General features: G+C 49.3%; 15 protein-coding genes. 12 read left to right on the top strand and 3 right to left on the bottom strand.

What is annotated here, in order from left to right:
* Positions 1 to 183: 183 nt before the first annotated feature.
* Entirely contained in the window at positions 184 to 3,723 is a 3,540-nt protein-coding gene (gene smc, locus J0A67_RS10090; RefSeq protein WP_206569186.1) for a chromosome segregation protein SMC, read from the bottom strand.
* 235 nt (positions 3,724 to 3,958) lie between these two features.
* Here smc and J0A67_RS10085 point away from each other — a divergent pair, with 235 nt between their 5' ends.
* Positions 3,959 to 5,266, top strand: a complete 1,308-nt coding sequence (locus J0A67_RS10085) for a hypothetical protein (protein WP_206569185.1) — start codon at positions 3,959 to 3,961, stop codon at positions 5,264 to 5,266.
* Positions 5,267 to 5,470: 204 nt separating this feature from the next.
* Here J0A67_RS10085 and J0A67_RS10080 read toward each other — a convergent pair whose 3' ends face one another.
* The gene (locus J0A67_RS10080; protein WP_206569184.1) at positions 5,471 to 6,031 is read right to left on the bottom strand and encodes a type 1 glutamine amidotransferase domain-containing protein; all 561 of its coding nucleotides are present in this window, start codon (positions 6,029 to 6,031) and stop codon (positions 5,471 to 5,473) included.
* A gap of 484 nt (positions 6,032 to 6,515) precedes the next feature.
* Here J0A67_RS10080 and J0A67_RS10075 point away from each other — a divergent pair, with 484 nt between their 5' ends.
* The 5 genes from J0A67_RS10075 to J0A67_RS10055 all read left to right on the top strand — a co-directional run bounded on the left by J0A67_RS10075 (position 6,516) and on the right by J0A67_RS10055 (position 14,031).
* The gene (locus J0A67_RS10075; RefSeq protein ID WP_206569183.1) at positions 6,516 to 6,716 is read left to right on the top strand and encodes a hypothetical protein; all 201 of its coding nucleotides are present in this window, start codon (positions 6,516 to 6,518) and stop codon (positions 6,714 to 6,716) included.
* Between the two features lie 66 nt (positions 6,717 to 6,782).
* On the top strand, positions 6,783 to 10,166 hold the full coding sequence (locus J0A67_RS10070) for a SusC/RagA family TonB-linked outer membrane protein (protein WP_241265132.1): 3,384 nt from the start codon (positions 6,783 to 6,785) through the stop codon (positions 10,164 to 10,166).
* A gap of 29 nt (positions 10,167 to 10,195) precedes the next feature.
* Positions 10,196 to 11,887: a SusD/RagB family nutrient-binding outer membrane lipoprotein gene (locus J0A67_RS10065; RefSeq protein WP_206569182.1), complete on the top strand. Its 1,692-nt coding sequence runs from the start codon at positions 10,196 to 10,198 to the stop codon at positions 11,885 to 11,887.
* Between the two features lie 354 nt (positions 11,888 to 12,241).
* On the top strand, positions 12,242 to 13,636 hold the full coding sequence (locus J0A67_RS10060) for a vWA domain-containing protein (RefSeq protein WP_206569181.1): 1,395 nt from the start codon (positions 12,242 to 12,244) through the stop codon (positions 13,634 to 13,636).
* A gap of 2 nt (positions 13,637 to 13,638) precedes the next feature.
* Entirely contained in the window at positions 13,639 to 14,031 is a 393-nt protein-coding gene (locus tag J0A67_RS10055; RefSeq protein ID WP_206569180.1) for a hypothetical protein, read from the top strand.
* A gap of 139 nt (positions 14,032 to 14,170) precedes the next feature.
* On the opposite strand, the gene J0A67_RS10050 is transcribed toward J0A67_RS10055, so the two are convergent.
* Entirely contained in the window at positions 14,171 to 14,599 is a 429-nt protein-coding gene (locus J0A67_RS10050) for a hypothetical protein (RefSeq protein ID WP_206569179.1), read from the bottom strand.
* 315 nt (positions 14,600 to 14,914) lie between these two features.
* Between J0A67_RS10050 and J0A67_RS10045 the strand changes: the two genes are divergently transcribed.
* The 6 genes from J0A67_RS10045 (at position 14,915) to J0A67_RS10020 (ending at position 23,969) form a co-directional block, all read left to right on the top strand.
* A complete protein-coding gene (locus J0A67_RS10045; RefSeq protein WP_206569178.1) occupies positions 14,915 to 16,003 on the top strand; it encodes a ligand-binding sensor domain-containing protein in 1,089 nt (362 codons plus the stop codon).
* A 171-nt stretch (positions 16,004 to 16,174) separates the two neighbouring features.
* Positions 16,175 to 16,486 (top strand): hypothetical protein, encoded by a 312-nt coding sequence (locus J0A67_RS10040; RefSeq protein ID WP_206569177.1) that lies wholly within the window; start codon positions 16,175 to 16,177, stop codon positions 16,484 to 16,486.
* 22 nt (positions 16,487 to 16,508) lie between these two features.
* Positions 16,509 to 17,285 carry a hypothetical protein gene (locus tag J0A67_RS10035; protein WP_206569176.1) on the top strand — a complete coding sequence of 259 codons (777 nt, stop codon included), beginning with the start codon at positions 16,509 to 16,511 and terminating at the stop codon, positions 17,283 to 17,285.
* Positions 17,286 to 17,897: 612 nt separating this feature from the next.
* Entirely contained in the window at positions 17,898 to 21,107 is a 3,210-nt protein-coding gene (locus tag J0A67_RS10030; RefSeq protein ID WP_206569175.1) for a DUF1553 domain-containing protein, read from the top strand.
* A gap of 1 nt (position 21,108) precedes the next feature.
* Positions 21,109 to 22,617 (top strand): DUF1501 domain-containing protein, encoded by a 1,509-nt coding sequence (locus J0A67_RS10025; protein ID WP_206569174.1) that lies wholly within the window; start codon positions 21,109 to 21,111, stop codon positions 22,615 to 22,617.
* Positions 22,618 to 22,628: 11 nt separating this feature from the next.
* Positions 22,629 to 23,969, top strand: a complete 1,341-nt coding sequence (locus J0A67_RS10020; protein WP_206569173.1) for a DUF2231 domain-containing protein — start codon at positions 22,629 to 22,631, stop codon at positions 23,967 to 23,969.
* The last annotated feature ends 111 nt before the right edge of the window (positions 23,970 to 24,080 follow it).

Genomic DNA, 24,080 nt, shown 5'->3' with positions numbered 1-24,080 from the left:
ATAACTTTCCAGGCTAGAAACCCGGTTGCTATAGCGATTCGACCCCTGCAGGGTCTTTTTCACTATTACAATGTACTCTCAGATAAACGAGATTGCTTCGCTATGCTAGCAACGACGGTGATTATTGCCCACTGATAACAGCCCACTGCCACTTCAGCTTTCTACCCTCGGAATTCTGCTTTCCTACGCCAACTCCCTTAAATCCACCGGCACCACCCTCGAGACGCCCGCTTCGATCATGGTGACCCCATACATGATATCGGTACTGGCCATGGTGCGCTTGTTGTGCGTGACGATGATAAACTGGCTCTCGGAGCTGAACTTTTGGATGATCTGGTTGAACTTGTCGATGTTGGCATCGTCAAGCGGGGCGTCCACCTCGTCAAAAATACAGAAGGGGGCCGGCTTTAGCAGGTAGATGGAGAAGAGTAGGGAAGTGGCCGTGAGGGTCTTTTCCCCACCGCTGAGCTGGTTGATGGTGAGTGGACGCTTGCCCTTGGGCTTTGCCATGATCTCGATGGGGGACTCCAGGGGGTTCTCCGGATCCACCAAGGTTAGGTCGCAGTCGTCCTGCTCGGTAAAGAGGGAGCGGAAGACCTTGATGAAGTTTTCCTTGATCTTGGCAAAGGCATCCAAGAAGGTGTCTTTGGCTACCTGGTCGATCTCGGAGATGGTACTGAGCAGGCTTTCCTTGGCCTTGATCAGGTCTTCTTTCTGCGTGGTGATAAAGTCGTAGCGCACCTTGATCTCGTCGTAGGCCTCCATGGCCATGGGGTTGATGGGGCCGATCTTTTCCAGTCTTTCCTTTTGCTTGCGCACCAGCTCCCGGAGTTGATCCTCCGCAAAGTCCAGGAATTCGGGGTCCAGGTTGGGATTTTCCTCCATCAGCGCATCCAGATCCAGCTCAAACTCCACGCTCAGACGCTCCTTCATCCCACTCATCTTGAGCTTGATGTCGTTGATCGCATTTTGGAGTTCATGGAGTAGGGTATCGAAGCCTTCTTTGGACTTTTGAAGGCTACGGATCTTGGTGTCGGTCTCGTCGATCAAGCCACGTGCGCCGTAGTAGTCCTTTTCAGCCTCGGTCACGCCTTTTTCTATGCTTTCCTTTTCGGCATAGAGCTCGATCAGCTCGTCGTCCTTCACCTCGTTGTTGTCCAAGAGGGTTTTTACTTCGGCGTCCAGCTGGGAGAGCTCGGCCTGGGACTTTTCGATGCGCTCTCGAGAGCTGTCGAAGGCGTTTTGCTTAAACTCGATCTCCTGCTCCAGGCTGTTGACCCGGTTGACCTGTTGGATGTAGGTGATGTTTTCCTGGTTGAAGGTCTGGGACTTTTCCGCCAGTTTTTTGTTTTCAGATTCCAGTTCCTCGCTGAGTTGCGCGACCTGCTCAGACAGTCCCTCAAAGACGGCTTTTTCCTCGCCCAGCTGGGGCAGGATATCGGCCAAGCTTTCCTCCAAGTTGGCGATGCGCTCGAGGATGTCGTCCCGTTTGTTGGCATTGGAGCTGAGGAGCTCGGCCAGCTGTTCCTTCTTGGTGCGGACGGAGACGTAGCCCGAATTGAGCTCGTTGATTTGGGCTTGGCTTTCTTCCAGGGCCTTCTTGTGGCTGACTTCCTTGAGCTTAATCAGGTCGCCCAGCTTTTGGTCGAGGTTGGCGCGGGTAGTGCTGACCTTTTTGCCCAAGTCCTTGATTTCCTTGTCCAGCTTTTCGAGGTTTTTGGCCCGCCCGATACGCTTCCCTTCGAAGAGTCCTACGGAACCGCCCGAGATGGAAAACTTGCGCTTGGTGTACTTGCCCGACTCGGAAAGGAAGATGCAGTCCGGATCGGCGGGAAAGTCCCGGTGTTCGCCCTGCACGAGATAGACATTGTCCAGGACAAAGTTGATCAGGCGGCTGTACTTGAGGTCAAACTCGATGATCTCGGTGGCGGCGATGGCGTTGGCAAACAGCTTGCTCTGGCTGGGCTTGAAGCGCTCGAAGTGCTCCAACACAAAGAAGTTGGCCTTGCCTCGAGCGGCATCGCTGAGGAGCTGTATGGCGGCGATGGCCTGGGCCTCGGTGTCCACCACATAGTAGTTCATGTAGCTCTCCAGATAGTTTTCTATGGTCACTCGGTACTTTTCGTCCGTGGTGAGCAGGTCGGAGAGGAGGGGGATGTCCTTGCCCCAGCTTTGGTTTTTGCGGAGAAACTTGATGGCTTCGGGGAAGCCTTCCAGGTTTTCCACCAGGGACTTCGTCAAGTTATATTCGTTGGTCTTGGAGTCCAGCTTGCGCGCGGAGCTGGTGAGCTCTTCGCGGATCATCTCGATCACGCGGTTGGTCTCCTCGATCTTTTGGTCTTGGTCTTCCTGCTTGGACTTGAGCGCTGCATAGGCAGCCGTGGCCTCGTCCAGTTCGGCCTTCAATTCCACAAGCTTATCCTCAAAGTCCGCCAGGCTGGCCTCCTGGGAGGAGTCGTCAGAGGAGGTACGCTCCAGCTCCTGCTTCAAGGTGGAGAGCTGGATCTGTTTGATTTCGGCTTCCTTGCTTAGTTGGTAGACCCTTTCCTTCAGGCTGTCGTAGCGCAGGCTGAGTTCTTTTTGGCTCTGCTGCCTTTCGCCCGCCAGTAGCTTTTGGGAGTCGTACTGCTCCCGGAGTTCGGAGACGATGGCCTCCTTTTCGAGGAGGATCTTCTCGGCGGACTCCTTTTCCTGATGCAAAGAACGGATGGAGAATCCCGCCCGGTCGTTGGACTTGCGGTCGGTGTCAATCTGTTCACGCAGGGTACGGGACCTGTCCTCCAGGAAGCGCATGCGCTCATTTTTGATCTTCTTTTCCGACTCGAAAGCCCGGATCTTGTTCACGTGCTCGTTGAGGGTCTTTTGTCGGGAGGCAAGTAGTTTTTCCTTGTTGATTAGGTCGGCTTTGAGCTGGCTGAGTTGAGCTTCCCGATCGCTGATCTGCGCGGTGATCTCCAGCTTGCGGTCGGATTCGGACTGGATTCTGGCATTGGCGGCGATGAGCTCTTGCGCGTATTTTTCTATGGACTTTTTGGCCAGGTTGATGCTGGCCAATTTGTAGTCCTTTTTGATGGCAAAGTACTGGGCGGCCTGCTTGGCCTGCTTTTCCAGGGACTTGAGGTTTTTTTCGATCTCAAATAGCAGATCTTTCACCCGGTCCAGGTCGGCGTCGGTATCCTCCAGTTTGCGGAGCGTTTCCTTTTTACGGGTCTTAAACTTGGAGATGCCCGCAGCTTCCTCGAAGAGCTCACGACGGGAGTTGTTTTTGTCGTTGAGCAGCTCGTCGATCATCTTGAGCTCGATGATCGCGTAGGAGTTGGAGTTGATCCCCGTGTCCATGAATAGGTTGGTGATGTCCTTCAGGCGGCAGGTGACTCCGTTGATTTGGTATTCACTTTCCCCGCTGCGGTAGTAGCGCCGGGTGACGGTGACGTGCGTGTACTCGGTGGGGAGGAGGTTTTTGGTGTTTTCAAAAGTCAGGGACACCTCGGCCATGTTGGTTGGCTTGCGGTTTTTGGTGCCGTTGAAGATCACATTCTCCATCTTGTCTGAGCGGAGCATCCGGGTCTTTTGTTCCCCCAACACCCAGCGTATGGCGTCCACGACATTGGACTTTCCACAGCCATTGGGCCCCACGACACCAGTGATTCCCTTGTCGAAGTGGATGACCATCTTATCTCCAAAACTCTTAAAGCCCTTGATCTCCAGTTTACTGAGCAGCATGTACTATTTTCCTCCTTGTAAAGGGAACAAAATAAGCGCAATTGGGGGATTTGGCAAGGGGTATTGAAGTTTACAGTGTTCAGTAGGCAGACTGTAAGGTGTAAGGGTCTAAAATAGCTTGACCGTTTTTGGGAGGCTCGTCAATCCCAAATCAAAAACCGTAAATCCATTTCCCTGACTTCCAAAGCTAGTCCCTTTTTCAGCCTTGAAGGTATTCTACACAAAAGACCAGAGCATGACCCCAAAAATCCTCCCCATCCTTTTGACCGGAATGACACTCGGAACCGCCTGGGCTATACGCGGGCAGTTTGGACATGAGCAGGGAGCGGCTTGGGCTGGAGGCATTGCTTGTGTGTTGCTGCTGGTCTTTGCGAGGAAGAAGGAGTGGATATCTGGCGGCCTCAAGGCGGCTCTCCTCGGCGCCATAGGTTGGGGACTTGGAGGAATGATGAGCTACGGACAGCTCGTGGGCTATGGGCGGATGGATGACTTTCCCAATGTCGCCTATGCCATGCTCATGATGTTTATTGTCGGTGGGTTGTATGGGTTCCTTGGCGGGGGGCTTTTTGGTCTCGGTCTGCAGGAATCATGCACTGGTAAAAAGATTGCATGGCACCAGCTTTTGGTGGAGATGTTTGCCGGGGCGGTGATCTTCTACTATTTCGTAGTGGAGCAGTTGGGTGTCCTGATGACTCCTCCGCGATCGGAAGCTTGGGCGCTTTGCGCGGGAGCAGCGATTGCTTTGGCTTATTTTTGCAGCCGAAATGGCTTCCAGGGCCCACTCAAAGTGGCTGCCTACACCGGTCTCGGTGCGGGTTTTGGCTTTGGTTTTGGAGAGTTTCTGCTTGTAGTGGGCAATGTATCCGGCCTGAAATTCAACTTCTGGAATATGATGGAGTATTCCCTGGGCTTCTTCGGGGGGATAGGGATGGCCTATAGCGCTTTGAGAGCAGACTTCGGAATTCCAAAAACCGAATTCAATTCCCAGCCTTCGGGTATCTCCTGGCCGGTTTTCGGATTGCTGGGTTTGATACCCCTTATCGTCTGGCATCAGTCATTTTGGGAAAAAGACCTGCTTCCTGCTTACAGCAATGCCGCCCCCGGTAATCCCGAATATTGGGCGAGCTTGGCGGTTTTGTTGGCCTTTGTCGTTTTAATTGGCTTGGCTACGTTTGGTTTTTTTGCTTCGAAAAAATGGAAAAACAGCGCTATCGGGCAACAGGAGGTGATCCTGAAGCAGATAGGATTGACGCTGTTTGCGGGATACTTGGTGTATACTTTCCTGATAACCGGTTCATACCTGAGCTTCTACAGGCCTGAGCAGTTTTTGTACATAGTGAATTTCGTTCTCATCCTGGCTTTGCTACCCTACAGTAGGGCAAATTATGCCACTTCGCACTTTGCGGTCAAAAGATCCCTCTACCTTTTGTTTGGGATAGTTGCGGTGCTGGTGCTCCTCTCCGTCCTTGCAATCTCCACGCATGACGGACTGAAGGGTGCCAAAGGAAGGTTTGGTACCGACGCGGAATTAGTGACCGAATAGGTGGCTCAACAATCCCGGGCGGTGAAATGTCTTAAATCCGAAATTTTGTAACATAGCTATATTGGGTAAAAGAGCCTTCCATCTTGGAAGGTTTTTTTTGCGCTTATCGATGTGCCCAGCCGGGACTTTATGGGTCGGTTTGGATTGCCTGGATCTGGCGAAAGAAAACCCAGCCACTTATTGGCTGGGTTTTTACCTTTTTCTTTAGGCTCTTTGTCCGGCGTGTTTGCCCTCCCGGAATTCTTCGACCAATTTTTTATTGAAGGCGGGCAGGTCTTTGGGACTTCTTGATGTCACCAATCCCTGATCTACGACTACTTCCTCGTCCACCCATTTGGCTCCGCTGTTTTCCAGATCTTTCCTGATGGATTCGAAGGAAGTCAGTGTCCGTCCCTTAGTCACCTCTGCGTTGATCAACAACTGGGGGCCGTGGCAGATTGCTCCGACGGGTTTTTGCTCTTCGAAAAAAGCCCGTACAAACTCTATCGCCCCAATGTCGCGTCTGAGCAGATCGGGATTGATGACACCTCCGGGAATCAACAAAGCGTCGAAGTCCACGGGGCTTACTTGATCGATTCGGGCATTCACCGTGACGGGATCTGACCAATTGCCATCCTTCCAGCCTTTAATTTCTCCGTCCTGCGGCGAGATGATAAACGTTTCCGCACCTTCCTTTTCCAATGCCCTTTTTGGTTCAAGCAACTCGGATTCTTCAAATCCATTGGTGGCCAAAATTGCGACTCTGACATCTTTTAGTAAACTCATAATAAATAGTGGTTTAGTGAAAATTCGCCTGCTATGGCAGCTTTCTTTTGAAAACTGACCAATACTTTTCCAAAACCATTCCATCCGAGTAAAGTGGACAAGCAAGCACCCAAAGCGGCTTTCCATGAAAAGCGGGTAGGGACGGGAGTCCACAGACTGTGACACATCCTACATTCGAAGCTGAGCTTCAAAATTGGTGCGAGCTTCGGGATCGAGATTTTGAAGGCCGATGCTGGGATCGGTAAACGCATCGGGGGCGTTCCCCTCCAGCGCCGACAAAGCAGTCCTTCGTGCGACTCTTGTGATTGACAGTCTTAATGATTTGATAATACCGACTACAACCCTTTGTATTTCAGGTAGAAATGGAATCTTCAGCATTGTTTTCGGCCATTTTGTCCCAAAAAAACCGCATAGGGCCAACAAAAAAAAACAGGGACTAGTCTCTTTTTTCTACTCCGAGGTATTACCTGTGAATGAGCAAGCTATGGAAAATCCAACTGCATCCGAATTGATCAAAAAGCTGGCGGAAGGGAAGATCAGCCGAAAGGAATTTGACCTCTTTCTGTCTATGCTTGACGACAAGAAACAGACCGAAAACCTGGATGAGGGCTTCTGGACGGTGTTTGCTCAACTGGTAGACGGGAACGGCTCAGACCCGGACAAAGGCAATAACCTGAAGGAGTAAAAATCGGCGAAATCCCACATCGTGCATCCAAAATCAAGAATTCACTTTACCTAACCTAAAATGCTTATGAAACAAGTCATCTACTTAATCAGGCCCAAGATCTTCCGGGGAGCGTCCCTCGCATTGATTTTGGGTGCTGTGGCGCTTTCACCCATGGAGGGGAGAGCCTTGCCTGCCAGTTCCAATCTCCCCCTGGAGGAGCTTTTCCAAAGCCAGGTGGTGGTGAAGGGAAAGGTCACTTCCGAGACCGATGGCCTCGGTTTGCCAGGAGTCACCATTTTGGAAAAGGGGACTACCAACGGAACCGTCACCGACATCAATGGTGATTTTTCGCTTTCCGTCAATTCGGGCAGTGCCGTGTTGGTGTTTTCCTACATTGGTTTCAACACTGTGGAGATGCCTGTCAACAACCAGGCTACGCTTAATCTTGCCATGGTCGAGGACATCCAGTCGATGAACGAAGTGGTGGTGACCGCCTTAGGCATCGAGCGGGAAAAAAGATCCCTAGGATACTCTGTGGGCGAGGTGAAAGGGGATGACATGAGAACGGTAACCCAAGAAAACGCCTTGGGTTCTTTGGCGGGCCGAGTGGCCGGTGTGCAGATCAACCAGACCTCTGGCGTGGGTTCTTCTACCAGCGTAGTGATCCGCGGTGCTACCTCCCTGAGCAGCGACAACCAGCCCCTTTTCGTGATCGACGGGGTGCCGGTGGCAAACTCTCTCGGCAACGTGCGTACTATGGGCGACAGAAATCAAGTCGACTACGGTAACCCGATTGCCGACCTTAGCCCAGACGACATCGAAGACATGACCGTGCTGAAAGGCCCAAGTGCCGCAGCACTGTACGGCTCTAGAGCGGGCAACGGGGTAATCCTCATCACTACCAAAAAGGGGAAAAAGGGAGAGGCCATGCGAGTGAACTTCTCGACTTCAAACGTCTTCGAAACGCCAACCCGATTCTTGGACATGCACTATGACTATGCCAATGGCTCCAGAACAGATCTCTTGGATGAGCGCTCTGCCTATTGGGTAGGCCCTAAGCTGGACGTTGGCAACAAGGCGGTGCAATGGAATAGCCCACGAGACGAAAATGGAAACCAGATTGCTACGGAGCTCAGATCCTACCAGGACAACATGAAAAACTTTCTGGAGACTGGCATCACGTCGACCAACGCAATTTCTGTATCTGGAGCTACCGACAAAGCCGTGTACCGTTTGTCTTACTCCAACATGATCAACAAGGGCATGATCCCCAACACGGATCTCAATCGCCACAGCATCAATATTTCCAATACCTACAACCTGAACTCAAAGTTGGCGGTAAGCGCGGACATCAACATCTCACGCAACAAGTCTGACAATCGTCCGGCTACCGGTAACAGAGGTGCCAACCCACTCCAGGCAGTGTACGCCTGGTCCCATGTGGACGTTCGCGAGCTGAAGGACTACTGGGTGCCGGGCCAAGAGGAAATCCAGCAGCGCTCTGTCTCCACCAACGACGACAACCCGTACTTCATCGCCTACGGCATCAACAATGGCTTTGTCCGTGACCGAATCTTCGGTAACATCAAGGCGGAATACAAATTCTCCGACGCGATCAAGTCCCACGTGAAGATGACGATGGATACCTACAGCGAAAACCGGGAGACTAAGATTCCATACTCTTACACCAGAGAGCGTAAAGGTGCCTATCACCTGCAGAACCTCGGCGGCACAGAGACCAACGTGGAATTCCTGACTTCCTACAATAAGCGTTGGGAAGGTATCACTTTGAATGTAAGTGCCGGTGGTAATGTGATGCAGCAGCGCTTTGCCGACGACTACATCGGCAGCAAGACCAACGCTGGTCTGATCGTTCCGGGCCTTTATAGAGTGAGCAATATCCCGAACACCGGATTGAACTACAGCAACTACTCCTCTGAGAAGGCGATTTACTCTGTGTTTGGTGTGGCATCCTTGGGCTTCAAAGACCAATTGTATGCTGACATCACAGCCAGAAATGACTGGTCAAGTACTTTGCCTGCGGAAAACAGATCCTATTTCTATCCTTCTTTGTCCTTGAGCTGGCTGGCCAACTATACCTTCAACCTTCCAGAAAGCATCTCCATGCTGAAGTTGAGAGCGGGTATCGCCCAGGCGGGTAATGATACCTATCCTTACGCACTGGAGCAGCAGCTGGGTACTGGTAGCTGGGGTAGCTTGATTACCACCAACTATCCAGGCACGCTGCTCAACCCCAACCTGAAACCGGAGATCAACACTTCAAAGGAATTGGGCTTGGACATGAATTTCATGGACAACAGAATCCGTTTCGAGGCGACCTACTACTATCAGAAAAACGAGAACCAAATCCTGAACATCCCGACTCCTGAGTCCTCCGGATATTCTCAGAGACAGGTCAACGCAGGTTTAATCTCCAGCCAGGGCTGGGAAGTGCAGATCGGCGCTACGCCCATCCAAAAACCAAATGGTTTGACTTGGGATTTGAATTTGAACATCACCCGCAACAGAACCAAGCTGGAGTCTCTGACTGAAGGTATGGAGTACATCACCCTTTGGGAAGATAACGGCGGTGGTGCCAGCACTTATGTCGGTGGGCAGATCGGAGACCTTTGGAGCCGCGGCTTTGCCACAGTGGAAGACAAAAACTCTCCTTACTACGGATGGCCCATCCTTTCCAACAATGGGGAATGGATCAGCCAAAACGGAAGGGAGGACAGAAGAAAGGTGGGTAACTTCAACCCTGACGCCATGCTGGGTTTCCAAACCAGCCTGAGCTATGGCAGATTCGTGCTCTCCGCTAGCGTGGATACCCGTATCGGCGGCGACTTCATGTCCTTCACCTACCGATATGCGGAGTCTGACTGGAAGTCAGGAAGACAAAAGGATATGCTGATCCCTGGCGGAATGTACAGCGAGCAGGAATTGATCAACCTCCTGAAATCCAATCCAGGCAAATACATCATTCCACAAAACGGCATGTTCCCAAGAGTGGGCGGCTACTCCCAGGAAGAGGGCGGTATGCCGGTCAACCAAGGTCCAGATGGATACGACGGAGCCTTTGTTCCCGGGGTGATCATGGGTGAAAACGGCGAATACATCGAGCACCTCGGTGGAGAGGGAACCAACATCTATCCGATCTCCGACACTTATCCTTGGAGCTACAATGAGGCCATTACTTTCGATGCCTCATTCGTAAAACTACGCGAGCTTTCCCTGTCCTACACTTTGCCCAAACTGAAAGGTTTCCAGAATGCCAGCGTATCGGTGTTTACCCGTAACCTGATGCTTTGGACAAAAGCAGACATCGGTATCGACCCTGAGCGAGCGTTCCAGTTGCAGGCTTCCAAGCAGGGTGATTCTGCCAACCTGTTTAGACAGGGGATCGAGTTGCAAAACGTGAACCCTTGGACTATGCCTTTGGGCTTTAAGTTCAACGCCAACTTCTAATCCACCCGCTCAATTAAACAAAAGAGATTATGAAAAATTGGATAAAACATACCAAAGTACTTTCCCTGGTTGCCGTGTTTGCATTCGGTAGCTGCGAAAGCCTAGATGAAGTCAATACCAACCCCAATGGGGTGTCTCCGAGCGATGCCAACGTGAACATGCTCATGCCTACCGTGATGGTGGGTGCAGCCAAAAACATGCTCAACCTGGGTTATCAGGACGTTGCCGGGGTGGTACAGCACACGCAAAAGGACGGCTGGTTCAGCGGTCACAACAGCTACGACTGGGGACCCAGCGATTGGAGTGGGTACTACGCACTGCTGAGAACCAACGAGTTTCTGATCAAGAGATCGGAAGAAGTGGGATCGGAATTCCACAAGGCAATCGGCCTGACCATGAAGTCTTTCCTGTTTGGCATGGTGACCGACCTTTGGGGTGATGCGCCCTATACCTATGCGTTGCAGGGTTCCAAGGATGATTTGGACTATCAGTTTCCTGTCTACGATTCCCAAGAAATAATCTACAAAGGTGTCATTGAAGACTTGAAGACTGCCGCCACGATTTTTGGCAGCTCTTCCTCTTCCAACGTGATTCCCCAGTATGACATTTATTTCGCCGGTAATGCGACCCGCTGGCAGAAATTTGCCAACTCGCTTCTGTTGAGATATTACATGAGAATTTCGGATAAGCTTCCGGAGATCGCCAAGCCCGGCATCGAGGCCATTTACAATTCAGGCAACTACCTGACTGACGCTTCCGATGATGTGGTGATGGCTTACTTGGGCGCTTCGGCTGACGATTCTTGGCCTTCGGCAGCATCCTATGACGCGGGTTCCAACTTTAGACGATTGAAGCCAGCCAACACGCTGCTGGATCCTATGTTGGAGACCAATGACCCTCGTGTGACGGTTTGGTTCAGACCAGTGCACTGCCAGTGGGTAGAGGATAAGAGCCTTACGGTAGCCTATGATCCTTACATCCGTAAAAATGGCGTAATCCAGGACGGGATTGTTTCTCTTGGCGATGAGCAGTATTTGCAGGAAATTGCTGCGGGCAACAAGTTTACCCGTCACTACAATCCTGATTTGCTCGGCTACGAGTTGGATACCCGGGAATATGTGGGATTGCCAACCGGCCTGATCAACCCATCCGCGCACAACCTCAATCCGACTCCGGGTCAGCAGCTGGAAAACCAGCACGTTTCCCAAATCGGTGATGTGTACCGACTGGCCAAGCATGATCTACTGAAAGCAAGACTGATTTCCACTGCCGAAGTGAGCTTTATCCTAGCCGAAGCGGCGATCAAAGGATACGCGGTCGGAAGTGCCCAGACCCATTACGAAAACGGAATCAAGGCTTCGCTAAAGACTTGGGGCGTTTCCGACGGTTTCGATGACTTCATCGCCCAGCCAGGAGTAGCCTTCGACGGCACCGCCGAGCAGGTACTCACTCAAAAGTGGATCGCCAACTGGACTTCTGCTACCGAGGCTTGGTTTGACTACAAGCGAACCGGTCTACCGGACTTCCAGGTAGGACCTGCTTCCAGAGAGCCAGTGATGCCGGTAAGGTTCCCTTATGGCAACAACGAACTCAACTTCAATGCAGAGGAAGTGGAGACAGCCGTGGGCCGATTGGAGACTTCCCAGTACGGAGTCGAGATCGGACCAAACAACCAATGGTCCAAGCCTTGGATTATCCAGGGTACCAACAAGCCTTGGTAAAACCAGGATAAATTGGGACTAGCAACAGCCGGGGAGGACTTCTTCCCCGGTTTTTTTATTTCCGGGATTATCGGCCCACGGTGTATTCGTTCCGGCTTTTTCTGCGCCTGGCAGCTATTTTTTCCCCTGGCCATGTCTGGATATCTTCGGTTTTCGACCGATAAAAAGTGATCTGTCCACTCTATGGGTGTTTACGATTGACCAATTCCCCTTGAAAATTCCTTAAATTGAAAGTAATTGACTATCAATCAGAAGATCCAAGAACACGGGCTGAAATATGCCTCCTTCTGAGCGCCACACCAAAGGAAAACTCATACCAACTCATAGGCTTTTTCCAACCCAAAATCTATCCGTATGAGAGCTGTTGTTGTTTTATCGTTGGTATTCTCCTTTGCTTTTCAAGGTAAGGGACAGGCAAAGGAAGATCTTTCCCCCATCATTTTCATCTACGACGCCAGCGGATCGATGTGGGGCCAGTTGCAGGGGAAAAGCAAGATGGAGATCGCCGTGGAGGTATTGTCCTCTTCGGTCAATGCTCTGCCTGACGCCCAGAAAATCGGTTTGGTAGCCTATGGACACCGGAATAAAAGCGACTGTAAGGATGTGGAGTTTTTGGTGGAGGCCTCCCAGGGGACAAAAGGCGCTATCACCACCGCCCTGCAAACCATCAAACCGCTGGGTATGACGCCCTTGGCCTATTCGGCGACCCAGGTAATCGAGCAGTTGAGAACTTCGAAGACCAAGGCCACGATCATCCTGCTCACGGATGGGATAGAATCCTGCGACGGGGACATCTGTCGGGTGGTGGCTGAGGCCAAGGAAGAAGGTATTGATTTTCGGATGCACATCATCGGCTTTGGCTTGAAAGCCGACGAAACGGAGCAATTGAAATGCGCTGCCAATGCCGGAGAGGGACAGTATTACGATGCTTCGGACGCCGGAGCTTTGGGAACAGTCCTCAGCGAAGCAACTTCGGAAACGGTCGATAAGCCTAAAGGAAACGTGTCGGTATATGCCGTGAAAAACGGAGTGCCAATAGACGCTTTGGTGACAGCCTACGACCAAGTCGCCAAGCGGGAGCCGATCAGCGTGAGAACCTATCGGGACACCGCATTTTTCTACCTGCCTCCCAGCAAGTACAACCTGGAGGCAAAACCCCTGGAGGGAAGTGATGTGAATATGATTACCGTCTCCGGTGTCCAAAGTTTTGATGAAAAAATCATCCATCAAGATCTTGGTTTTGACGGGGGAAAGGTCAGGCTTACTACGACCAACAACGGAGCCAATTGGGACTGTCTGGTCAAAGTATTGGATCAAAGCGGAAAGGTGGCTGCAACCTTTCGGACCTACGATGCCCCCAAGGAAGCCGAAGTGAATCCCGGTATCTATAAGGTCACGATCCAGGCCATGAGGATCGAAGGAGTCAATACCTATGCGGAGATTGACAGCGTACAGATTGGAGGGGCGGCAGTTACGCCACTCGCCTATGAGTTTGATTCCGGGACGGCTTTTATCGATGCTCAAGTCAACGGTGGGTCCATCGATGCGGTGGTGACCGTGTCCGAAGTCAAGTCCGGGAAGAATGTCGCAGGCGGGCGAACCTACGACCGGGGTAAGGAATTCCTCCTCAATCCCGGTACCTATTCGGTGAAGATAGCACCGGTCGGAGTGCACAAGGACAAAAGTGCGCAGACGATCACCATTGAGGTCAAAAAGGGCGAGTCCACTTCCAAAACTTTGAACTTTTAGCCATGTCAAAGCTGCTAAAACCTGCCAGCATTGCCTTTTTCCTGCTGATGCCGCTGACCTTTCTAGTTGTGGGTTTGTTTCTTGGTGGCATGATCGAATCGGGAAAGGATCATGGGCTTGCCGGAGGTGCCGTCGTTCTGGGCTGGGGAATTTTGCTTGGAGGCATTGCTTTTTTGGCTTCGCTTTTTATCGCCTACTACTTGCCCGTAAAGACCCTCAGCAAAGCAAATTGGATACTCTTGATTTTGTTTTTGGCGGCTTGTGGCTATATCTACCTGGAGGCTCAGAGGAAACTTGAAATGCAGCAGGAAAAAGAACGGCAGTTTCAACCTGTACCCTCTAAGCCGACAGCGCTGCGATTCCAAGGCTATGCGACACTCGAAAGTTTTCAGTAAACTCCCGCCTGAGAAGCAAGACGGCTCATTTACCAAGCGAGCTGTGGACCTTTTTCCGATAGCTCGGACTGTGGACTGTGGACTTTTTTTACCTACCCTTTCAAAAACTAAAGCCTTTCCCTATTTTCGGAAATCACCTTCACCGAGCGCACTCTCGATCTTCAAAAGTGTTATGAAGAATCCACGCCCAAAGGGAGTATATTTTACCTTCAGAAGCTACACCTGTACCAAAATTAGGTGCCTGACTACCCTCGAAAGGTACAGCTGTACCAAAAAAGGCTCGACCTGTCTCTAAAAAAGGTACCGCTGTCACCAAAAAGGCTAAAGCTGTATCTAAAAAAGGTACCCGACTACCCTCAGAAGGTACAGCTGTCTCCAAAAAGGCTCGACCTGTCTCTAAAAAAGCTACCGCTGTCTCTAAATAAGCTCGACGGGTACCCAAATAAGGTACAGCACTACCTTCAGAAGCTACACCTGTACCAAAATTAGGTGTCTGACTACCCTCGGAAGGTACAGCTGTACCAAAATAAGGTACCTGACTAACCTCAGAAGGGGCAAGACGGCTCATTGACCAAGCGAGCTGTGGACCTTTGTCCGATAGCTCGGACTGTGGACTGTGGACTTTTTTTACCTACCTCTTTCAAAAACTAAAGCCTTTCCCTATTTTCAGAAATCAATGCGCACAGGATCGTACTAAAATCAGTTTATGAAGTGAGACGGATTTTTCTTGTTTTGGAAGGTGGGGGAGATCGGGATTAATCTCGGGGAATAGGAGAAGGAATAAAAAATAAAAGGAGACAAAACCTCCTCTATCGAACCGAATCTAGAGGTAACAGGTGTAAAAAGTGAAGCAATAAGCGAGTTGTGCGTCATACTGAAAGACATGAAAGTTAAATTAGATAATCAAAACATTTTTATACTTTTTTGGACATTGTTATTAGCTATAACTATCTCTTGCAATAGTCAAATTCAATCAAACAAAGAAAATAAGATAGTAAAAGCTAAAACGGACAACGAATTACTGAAATACACAAGCGGAATTCGTTCAATTTTAGAAGATAGTAAAGGAAATATCTGGTTTGGCAGTTACAACGAAGGAGCTTGTTTGCTGCAAAATGGAAAATTCCAATACTTTACCACAGAAAACGGATTAAGTGGTAACTCAGTGTGGAACATTTATGAAGATAAAAATGGTATCATTTGGTTTGAATGTGGACAAGGATTAAGTAGTTATAATGGTCAAAAAATGACTGTGTACAAAGAAAGAAATTACGGTGCAACGACACAATGGAAATTAACTGACGATGACCTTTGGTTTAAGGGTGATGAAGCAATGGGCTTCAACAAACTTGAACAGAATCCTGGAGTGTATCAGTATGACGGGAAAAACCTTTTTTATCGCTCATTTCCTGTTAAGGTAAAACAAGAGTTAGAGAAAGGCTATTCAATTTCAACAAATTTTGTCAGAAGCAAAAATGGGGCGGTTTGGTTTGGAACTTATAGCGCATTGATTGGGTATGATGGTTCAGATTTTAAAATAATGAACGACTCTTTAATGGGGTTAAATGGCGAGACAGGATATTTACACATCCGTAGCATTATGGAAGATAGTAAAGGAAATATTTGGATTGGTAATAATGGAATAGGCGTCCTTAAATATGACGGGAAAAAAGTAGTCAATTTTACAGACGAGCAAAATCTGAAAAAGGAGGATACCAAAGGTAATTCTCTTGAGCAAGTTTTTTCCATTGGAGAGGATGCTTTAGGGAATATTTGGTTCGGTACTGTATATGGTTCTGGTGTATGGAGATATGACGGTAATTCCATTAAAAATTTTACCAAAAAGGATGGACTTAAGAGTGAACAAATTTGGTTTATATATAAAAGCAAACAAGGAGTATTGTGGTTTGGGGGAAAAGACCCCAGTGGTGTATATAGTTTCAATGACCAGTCTTTTGAACGAAAATATTGAATAAAAGTACGAACGCACAACAATAGCTATAAGTAATTGCTTGATCTCGCCTACTTCTGAAAATCCTCGCGGATTTTCAGTTTGGTGTGTACTTGCAAAGTTAAGTGCTAACCCACGCAACTACTCATAGCCGAGACCGTTAGCTGCAACCTTAAGACGAAGCCTAAATAAATGAAATCGAAAGAAATAAAAGAGATAATAAGCCTTGAATTGCAAGTTGAACAAGACTTAAAAAATGTTTTTGGACTTGACTTGACAAAATGTTTAATCGAGCCAACAAAACAGAAGTATAAAAACTCAAATGACTCTACAGATATTTACGAACTATGGACAGTATTAGAAGAGACCGAAGACGGAAATGGTTATAAGATTTATTTTGACGAGGAAACCAATATTTTCGGACTTGCTATAAAATCAGACAAGGATGAGCTTATTGACATAGGAAACTATGGTACATTTTTGAAAACACTTTACTCAATGTAGGTCAATCTAATAACAATAAAATATGAAAGAAGTAGTACCAGAAAAAATAATTGAAGAATCGGGAAAGATTGATTGGGACGGTTGGGTTTTGTTAGTTGCGACCTTGACACTTATAGCTTCTGTAATTATTCCATTTGCACAAAAAAAATATGAGGAATTTCGCACCAAACGAAACTTTCAATATTATCTAAAAAAACAAATCGGCTTAGTTTTAAATCTATTGACATCTGTAAAGCTTGAATATATTGAACCAAGTGTTAAGAACGAACCTCAAAAAGAATTTTTATTAATTAAGGATTACATTACTAAACTGAAATTAGATTTTAAAGAACATAAGAACTCTGTTCAACCAAGGGTTATTTTTATGCTGTTAATGAATGTGCAGAAATTATGTCAATATTCTTTTCAATTAAGACAGACTATTTCAACAATCAATCTTCAATCGATTTCTGATAAAACTTTAGAACACGGAAGAGAATTATCAAAACAAGAACTAAACAAAATTTACGGACTTACACTTATCTATGAAAGCTTTTTAAGCATAAGTTCATTTCACGACAAGTTTGGCGAAATACAATCAATCAAAAGAATAATTGAAGGCAATCTGTGGGTTGGATTGTCTGTTGAAAAAGACTTACTTACCAATCAGAATAGACTAAATGATGACTTGTTAGTTTTAAATGATAATGAGAATAGTTTAGAAGAACTGCAAAATATAATTCTGATATTAAACCAAGAGACAAAAAAATATTTTGACTTTGACAAACTACAAGCAAAAAGGAAGAAAGGCAGCAGCTAACAGCACCTACAAGAAATTGGCGTTTCAGTGGTTATATGAAGCTTTGAGCTTCTTATCAAGTGCAGTGCTGGCGGACAGTTTTCGTCTCCGTAATCGCCAACTTCTTGTAGCTGCGAAACGTTGTGTGCGAAGCACAGCTTGCCCGCCGGCGGCGGGAACAATGAAAGCGCCGTTGCACTGCCTGTCCCGATTTTTTCGAGAAAACCAGTGAGGTGCCTATGGGGATTGAGTCGGGATTTCAGTTGGATTTTTAGGTCCTTTCAGCTGAAAAAGTTTCTTCAGAATTGTTCATTACGTTTAAAAGTCATCCAATCAAAGCATTTTCTGCCCTTCCAGACCTGTTTTGGATGGGCTTTTTCGTGGCATGGACATAGCTTCGTAAGGTCTAGTCCACCATAGCCATCGGGAGCATCTACACTTTTCTATTTTTTGAAATTGTAACTCAAGATATCTCGTTTAGCTATTGGTATTTTTCTCTCATCGCGCTGTAGTCTGTCTTCATAACCTTTGGGGTATCCTTCTGGTATCTTCCCGCATTTCCCCACAATACCCGACACCCCATGTGGGATAATACCTGAATTTCCAGTAGTTTGAGTTCAGATTGAGTCCCCGATGAAGTCCCGAGTCCTGTCCTTGCTTTGCCTGCTTTTCCTCTTTTTTTCCTGCAGCCCTGAGTTGCCGGAGGAGGTGCAGCTGGCCTATGAGGAACTCCCCGAAGCCCTTGATTTCAACATTCACGTCAAGCCGATCTTGTCCGACAAGTGCTTTGCCTGCCATGGTCCTGACCTCGCTGCACAGAAAGCGGGACTCAGCCTCCATGACCCCGAGATGGCTTTTGCCGGACTCAAGGAATCCCCGGGCAAGTTTGCCATCAAACCCGGTAACCTGAACAAAAGCGAACTCTTTCACCGGATTATTTCTGAAGATCCAGAATATAGGATGCCTTCCATTGAATCCAATCTGACCCTAAGTCCAAGGGAAAAGGCCATCCTGATCAAGTGGATCGAAGACGGGGCCGAATACAAACCACACTGGGCCTTTATCCCTCCCCAAGCGCGGGATTTGCCGAAAGTGAAGGCTCAGGCCTGGGCTAAGAATCCCATCGACCGCTTTGTACTCGCCAAACTGGAGGGGGAAAAAATCCAGCCTTCTCCCGAAGCAGACAAGGAAATCCTCTTGAGAAGACTGAGTCTGGATCTGACCGGTTTGCCACCGACATTGGCTGAAATGGACGCCTTTCTGGCTGACGCCTCTCCGGATGCCTACGAAAAGCAGGTGAATCGACTGCTCGATTCCCCGCACTATGGGGAAAAGATGGCGATGCATTGGATGGATATTGCGCGATTTGCAGATACCCATGGCTATACCGTGGACCGCTACCGGGATGCTTCCCCGTATCGGGACTGGATGATCAATGCCTATAACCAAAACCTGCCCTACGACCAGTTTATCAGGGATCAGTTGGCGGGCGACCTGCTTCCCAATCCAACCAAAGACCAGCTGATCGCCACGGCTTTCAACCGCATCCATCCCCAAAACATGGAAGGAGGGATCGTGGAGGAGGAGTTTCGGGTGGAGTATGTGGTGGACCGTACCAGTACCATGGGGCAGGCTTTTATGGCTTTGACCTTGGGTTGTGCCAGATGTCACGACCATAAGTATGACCCGATTTCCCAGAAGAATTTCTTTGAGTTGAGCAGCTTTTTCAACCAGGTGGATGAGGCCGGGCAGATTTCCTGGGACGATGCCATGCCTGCGCCGACGATGTTGTTGACCGATGCCGAAAAGGACAGGATGCTGGCTTATCTGCTTTCCCAGAAAGAAAGCCAAGAGGCAGCTTTGGAGCAAGTGGCAAAGGAACAAGAAGCGGCCTTTCAAGCTTGGCTGGATGCCAAAGCCTACCAAAAGGAAGCCAATCGGGAGTTTCCGGCAAGCCGCGTGGCCTTTTATTCTTTTGACCAAAACTCCATCCAAAACCAGCTCAATCCTGCTCAAAAGGGAACCATGGAAAGCAGCGAGGTAAAAAACCAAGTTCCAAGGTATGTGGAAGGGCTCAGGGGAAAGGGAGTGCGGCTCAACGGGGATATGTGGCTGGACTTGGGCGGAAGCGGGGTTTTCTCCAAAAGCGAACCCTTTTCTGTGAGCATTTGGGTGAATATTCCCGAAGCCCTGACCCACGGGGCGATCTTCCACAAGGGTTCGGGAGCGGTCCTCTACAACTGGCGGGGCTATCACCTCAGCCTGAAGGACAGCCGGCTGGAGTTGCTGATGGCCCATACCGCTCCCTACAATGCCATCACCAAAGTCACCGAGCAGGACATTCCACGGGATCAATGGGTGAATCTGGTCATGACCTATGACGGATCATCCAAAGCCAAAGGCCTGAAAGTCTACCTGAATGGCACCGAGATGCCCACCCAAACGACATACGACAACCTGTACAAGGACATCCTTTTCAAAGGAGCACAACCCGGTTTGCAGGTCGGTGCGGTCTGGAGGGGAAAAGGCCTGAAAGATGCGCTCGTGGATGAAGTCAGTGTGTACAATATGGAGCTTTCACCCTTGGAAATCCGGCAGATTTCCAGTCCGGAAGTTTACAAATCCACCCTCGGCAAGGGGGCGGATCAATTTACAGCCTCCGAAAAGCAGGACCTGAAAAAGCTGTTTCTCAACAACCATTCCTCGGCTTATCGGGAAAAGCTCAAAGCCGTTATTGCCCAGAGAAAGACCTATTCTGATTCGGTTGAAGTGATTCCTGAGATGATGATCATGCAGGACAAAGCCGAAAAGCGCCCCACCTATATCCTGACCCGGGGAGAATATAACCTGCACGGGGAGGAGGTTTTCCCGAATACCCCGGAAAGTGTCCTTCCCATGAAGGCGGAGCTTCCAAGAAACCGACTGGGCCTAGCTAAATGGCTGACTTCGCCGGAAAATCCCCTGACCGCGAGAGTGGCGGTCAACCGATTTTGGCAGAATTACTTTGGAAAAGGGCTGGTGGCTACTTCGGGAGATTTTGGGAATCAGGGCCAACTGCCTTCCCATCCGGAATTGCTGGATTGGCTGGCGCTGGAGTTTCAGCGATCGGGTTGGGATGTGAAAGCCATGCAAAGGCTGATCGTGACCTCGGCGACCTATCGCCAAGCTTCGAACAAAAGGCCGGAACTTGAGGAAAGAGATGCGGACAATACGCTCTTGGCCAGGGGACCGGCGGTTCGTTTGCCCGCCGAATTGATCCGCGACAATGCCCTGGCTGCTTCCGGTTTGTTGAATCCCGAGATCGGCGGTAAAAGTGTGTTTCCCTATCAGCCGGAGGGACTTTGGAGAGTGAACGGAGGAAATTACGTGCAAAGCAAGGGTGAAAATCTCTATCGCCGGAGCCTGTACACGATCTGGAAACGTTCGGTACATCATCCCACCATGGCTATTTTCGATGCTCCGGATCACAGTGTTTCGGTCAGCAAGCGTCAGGAAACCAATACACCACTCCAAGCTTTGGCTTTACTCAACGACCCGACTTTCGTGGAAGCTTCGAAGGTTTTGGGCGAGCAGATGATGGCCTATCCTGAAATTTCGGAAGCGATAAAGACGACCTTCCGAAAGCTGATCGGAAGAAATCCTCATCCGAAAGAACTTGAAATCCTGCTGGATTTGAGAGAAAATGAGTTTCGGAAATTCACGGCAGACGGCGAAAAACTGAAAGGTTGGCTGGAAACCGGAGAGTACACGATCAGCCCTGACCTTGATCCTGTGCAGGTAGCCGCCAATGCGGTCACTGCCAGTGTAATTATCAATTCGGACGCAGCCCTAACCAAGAGATAAGATGAATCCTCACCACGACGCCCCGCTGAGATCCGCGAATCGGGACCTTCAGGAGATCGAAAAGAAAATGGACCGAAGGCGTTTCCTGACCAAAACTTCCCTGGGGATTGGTTCCCTGGCTTTGGGTTCGCTGATGGGGATGGAGAAGATTTTCCCGGGAAATCCCCAAACTCCACCCCAGCTCAGCGAGTCGGCCAATGGCTTGGCGGGATTGCCCCATTTTATGCCCAAGGCCAAGCGGGTGATCTACCTGTTCCAGGCAGGTGGACCCTCTCAGCTGGACCTTTTTGATTACAAGCCCAAACTGGTCGATTTGCATGGACAGGAACTTCCGGAATCGGTGCGTGATGGGCAGCGACTGACGGGAATGAGTGCGGACCAGAGTTCTTTCCCGATGACTTCGTCTGCTTTCAAATTCCAGCAATATGGCCAAAGCAGGGCTTGGGTAAGCGAACTGATGCCGCATACGGCAGAGTTGGTGGATGAGCTTTGCTTCATCAAAAGCATGCAAACCGGGCAGATCAACCATGATCCGGCCATTACTTTTTTCCAAACCGGACATCAGCTTCCCGGCAGACCTTCGATGGGTGCCTGGCTGAGTTATGGTTTGGGTTCGGATAATCAAAATCTCCCCTCTTTTATTGTGTTGGTTTCTAAAGATGCCGTGTTGGATCAGCCGCTTTATGCGAGACTTTGGGGAAATGGCTTTTTGCCTTCCCAGCATCAGGGAATCCAGTTTCGGTCCGGAAAAGACCCCGTCCTTTACTTAGGAAATCCTGAAAACTACGAGGGAGAGGACCGAAGGGAGATGCTCGACTACCTGAAATCCCTGAATGAAGTGCAGCTGGATACTTATGGAGACCCGGAAATCAATGCCCGGATTACGCAGTATGAGATGGCTTTTCGCATGCAGACTTCCGTTCCGGAAGTGACGGACATGTCTTCCGAACCGGACTGGGTGTATGAGATGTATGGAGAAGAAAGCCGGGATCCGGGCACCTATGCGGCCAATTGCCTGATGGCGAGAAAGCTCATCGAGAAAGATGTGAAGTTTGTGCAGCTCTACCACCAGGGTTGGGATCAGCACGGCAACCTTCCCGGTGCTATCAAAAATCAATGCAAAAAGACCGATCAGGCGACTGCCGCACTGATCAAAGACCTAAAGCAGCGTGGACTTTTGGAGGATACCTTGGTCGTCTGGGGAGGGGAATTTGGCAGGACGGTTTACAGTCAAGGCACGCTTTCACCGGACAATTACGGCCGCGACCATCACCCACGCTGCTTCACCAAGTGGATGTGCGGGGCAGGAGTGAAGCCCGGAATTACCTATGGGGAAACGGATGAATTTGGCTACAACGTGGTCAAAGATACGGTTCATGTCCATGACCTGCAGGCGACGATTTTGCATCTGTTTGGCATCGATCACGAAAAACTCACCTACAAGCATCAGGGCCGCCGGTTTAGATTGACCGATGTGGAAGGTCATGTGGTCAAGGGGATTTTGACTTAGCAGCAAAGAGCATGAACCAGGATTTGATCACATTCATCGGCCGTTTTCACCCGCTTTGGGTGCATTTGCCCATCGGGTTTTTGATGATTGGCGTGTTGTTGAAAACCTATGTGGTTTTACTCAAAAAGCCGACGCTCCAGGAAGCGGTAAATTTCATTCTGTTTTTGGGAGCGGCCAGTGCTTTGATTGCAGCCTTGCTTGGATTTCTGCTTTCCCAAAGTGGGGGCTATGAAGGGAGTTTGCTGGATATCCATTTGGCTGCGGGATGGCTCACGGTCGTACTTTCCGTTGTGGCTTGGTGGGTGAATAAACACGAGGATCGCTTTTCCAAAAAAGTCAACTATTCAGTGTTGGGAACGCTCATGCTCAGCCTTTTTGTCACGGGACATTTTGGGGGAAGCCTTACCCATGGAGAGGACTATCTGACTGCTTATGCGCCTTTCGGGGAGAGGCAGGAGGATGGCAAGGGCAGGATTTTGGCGAGTGTGGAAGAAGCCGAGGTTTTCACGGATGTGGTTCAGCCGATTTTAAAGAGTAAGTGCCAAAGCTGCCACCGGGCCGGGAAATCCAAAGGGGAATTGGATATGAGTTCCTACGAATCCCTGCTGAAAGGTGGTGAAAACGGCCCGGTGATTTTGGCTGCAAATGCTGAAAAAAGCGAAGTTGTCCGTCGGGTGACTTTGCCATCAGATCATGAGGATTTTATGCCCGCCGAGGGAAAGAAGCCACTTTCAGAAGAGGAGATCCAGCTGATCACTTGGTGGATTGAAAAAGAAAATGCGGATCCGAAAGTTTTTTTAACCGAAGCCGATGAGGAATTGATCGAATGGGCAAAACCCAGACTGAACATCCTGGTATCCGAAAATGTGGCAGCAATCCAAATCGATACAGCCCAACTTCAGGGATTGGAGAAAATGGGATTTAGGGTCAGGGTATTGACCCGGGAAAACGGGGCTTTGGATGTGGTGTTGCCGGAAGAAGCCACCAATGGAAATGCTTCCGAACTTCTGAAAGCCCTGCTGCCCCTCAAGGATCAGATTTTATGGCTGACTTTGGCAGGAGCTGGTATTCAGGATTCTGATCTCAGTCTGATCGCCCAATTTTCCAATTTGCAGAGGCTTCGAATCGAAAACAACCCTATCACCGACCGTGGTATTTCGGATTTGAAAAGCCTTTCCCGGCTTGAAGTTCTAAATCTGAATGGGACAAAAGTAAGCGGTGAGGGCTTGGAACCCCTTTCTGAAATGAAGACTTTGAAATCCCTTTACCTCTGGAATACTGCCATTAACGAACAGAATGCCTGGGTGAAAAAGATGGCTTCAGCTGAGATCAAAGTGGTTTTTGGGAGTTGAGTTGGGAAGAGTTGCGAATGGAAAGCCAAGTCTAGTAGGTGGCAAAGTGCCAACGGCACGTCCTGTTACAGCGCAGCATGAAATGCTGGGTACTGATCGAACCGATTTAGG

The sequence above is a fragment of the Algoriphagus aestuariicola genome (assembly GCF_017254835.1).
GTDB lineage: Bacteria > Bacteroidota > Bacteroidia > Cytophagales > Cyclobacteriaceae > Algoriphagus > Algoriphagus aestuariicola.
This window is presented reverse-complemented; position numbering and strand designations above follow the sequence as displayed.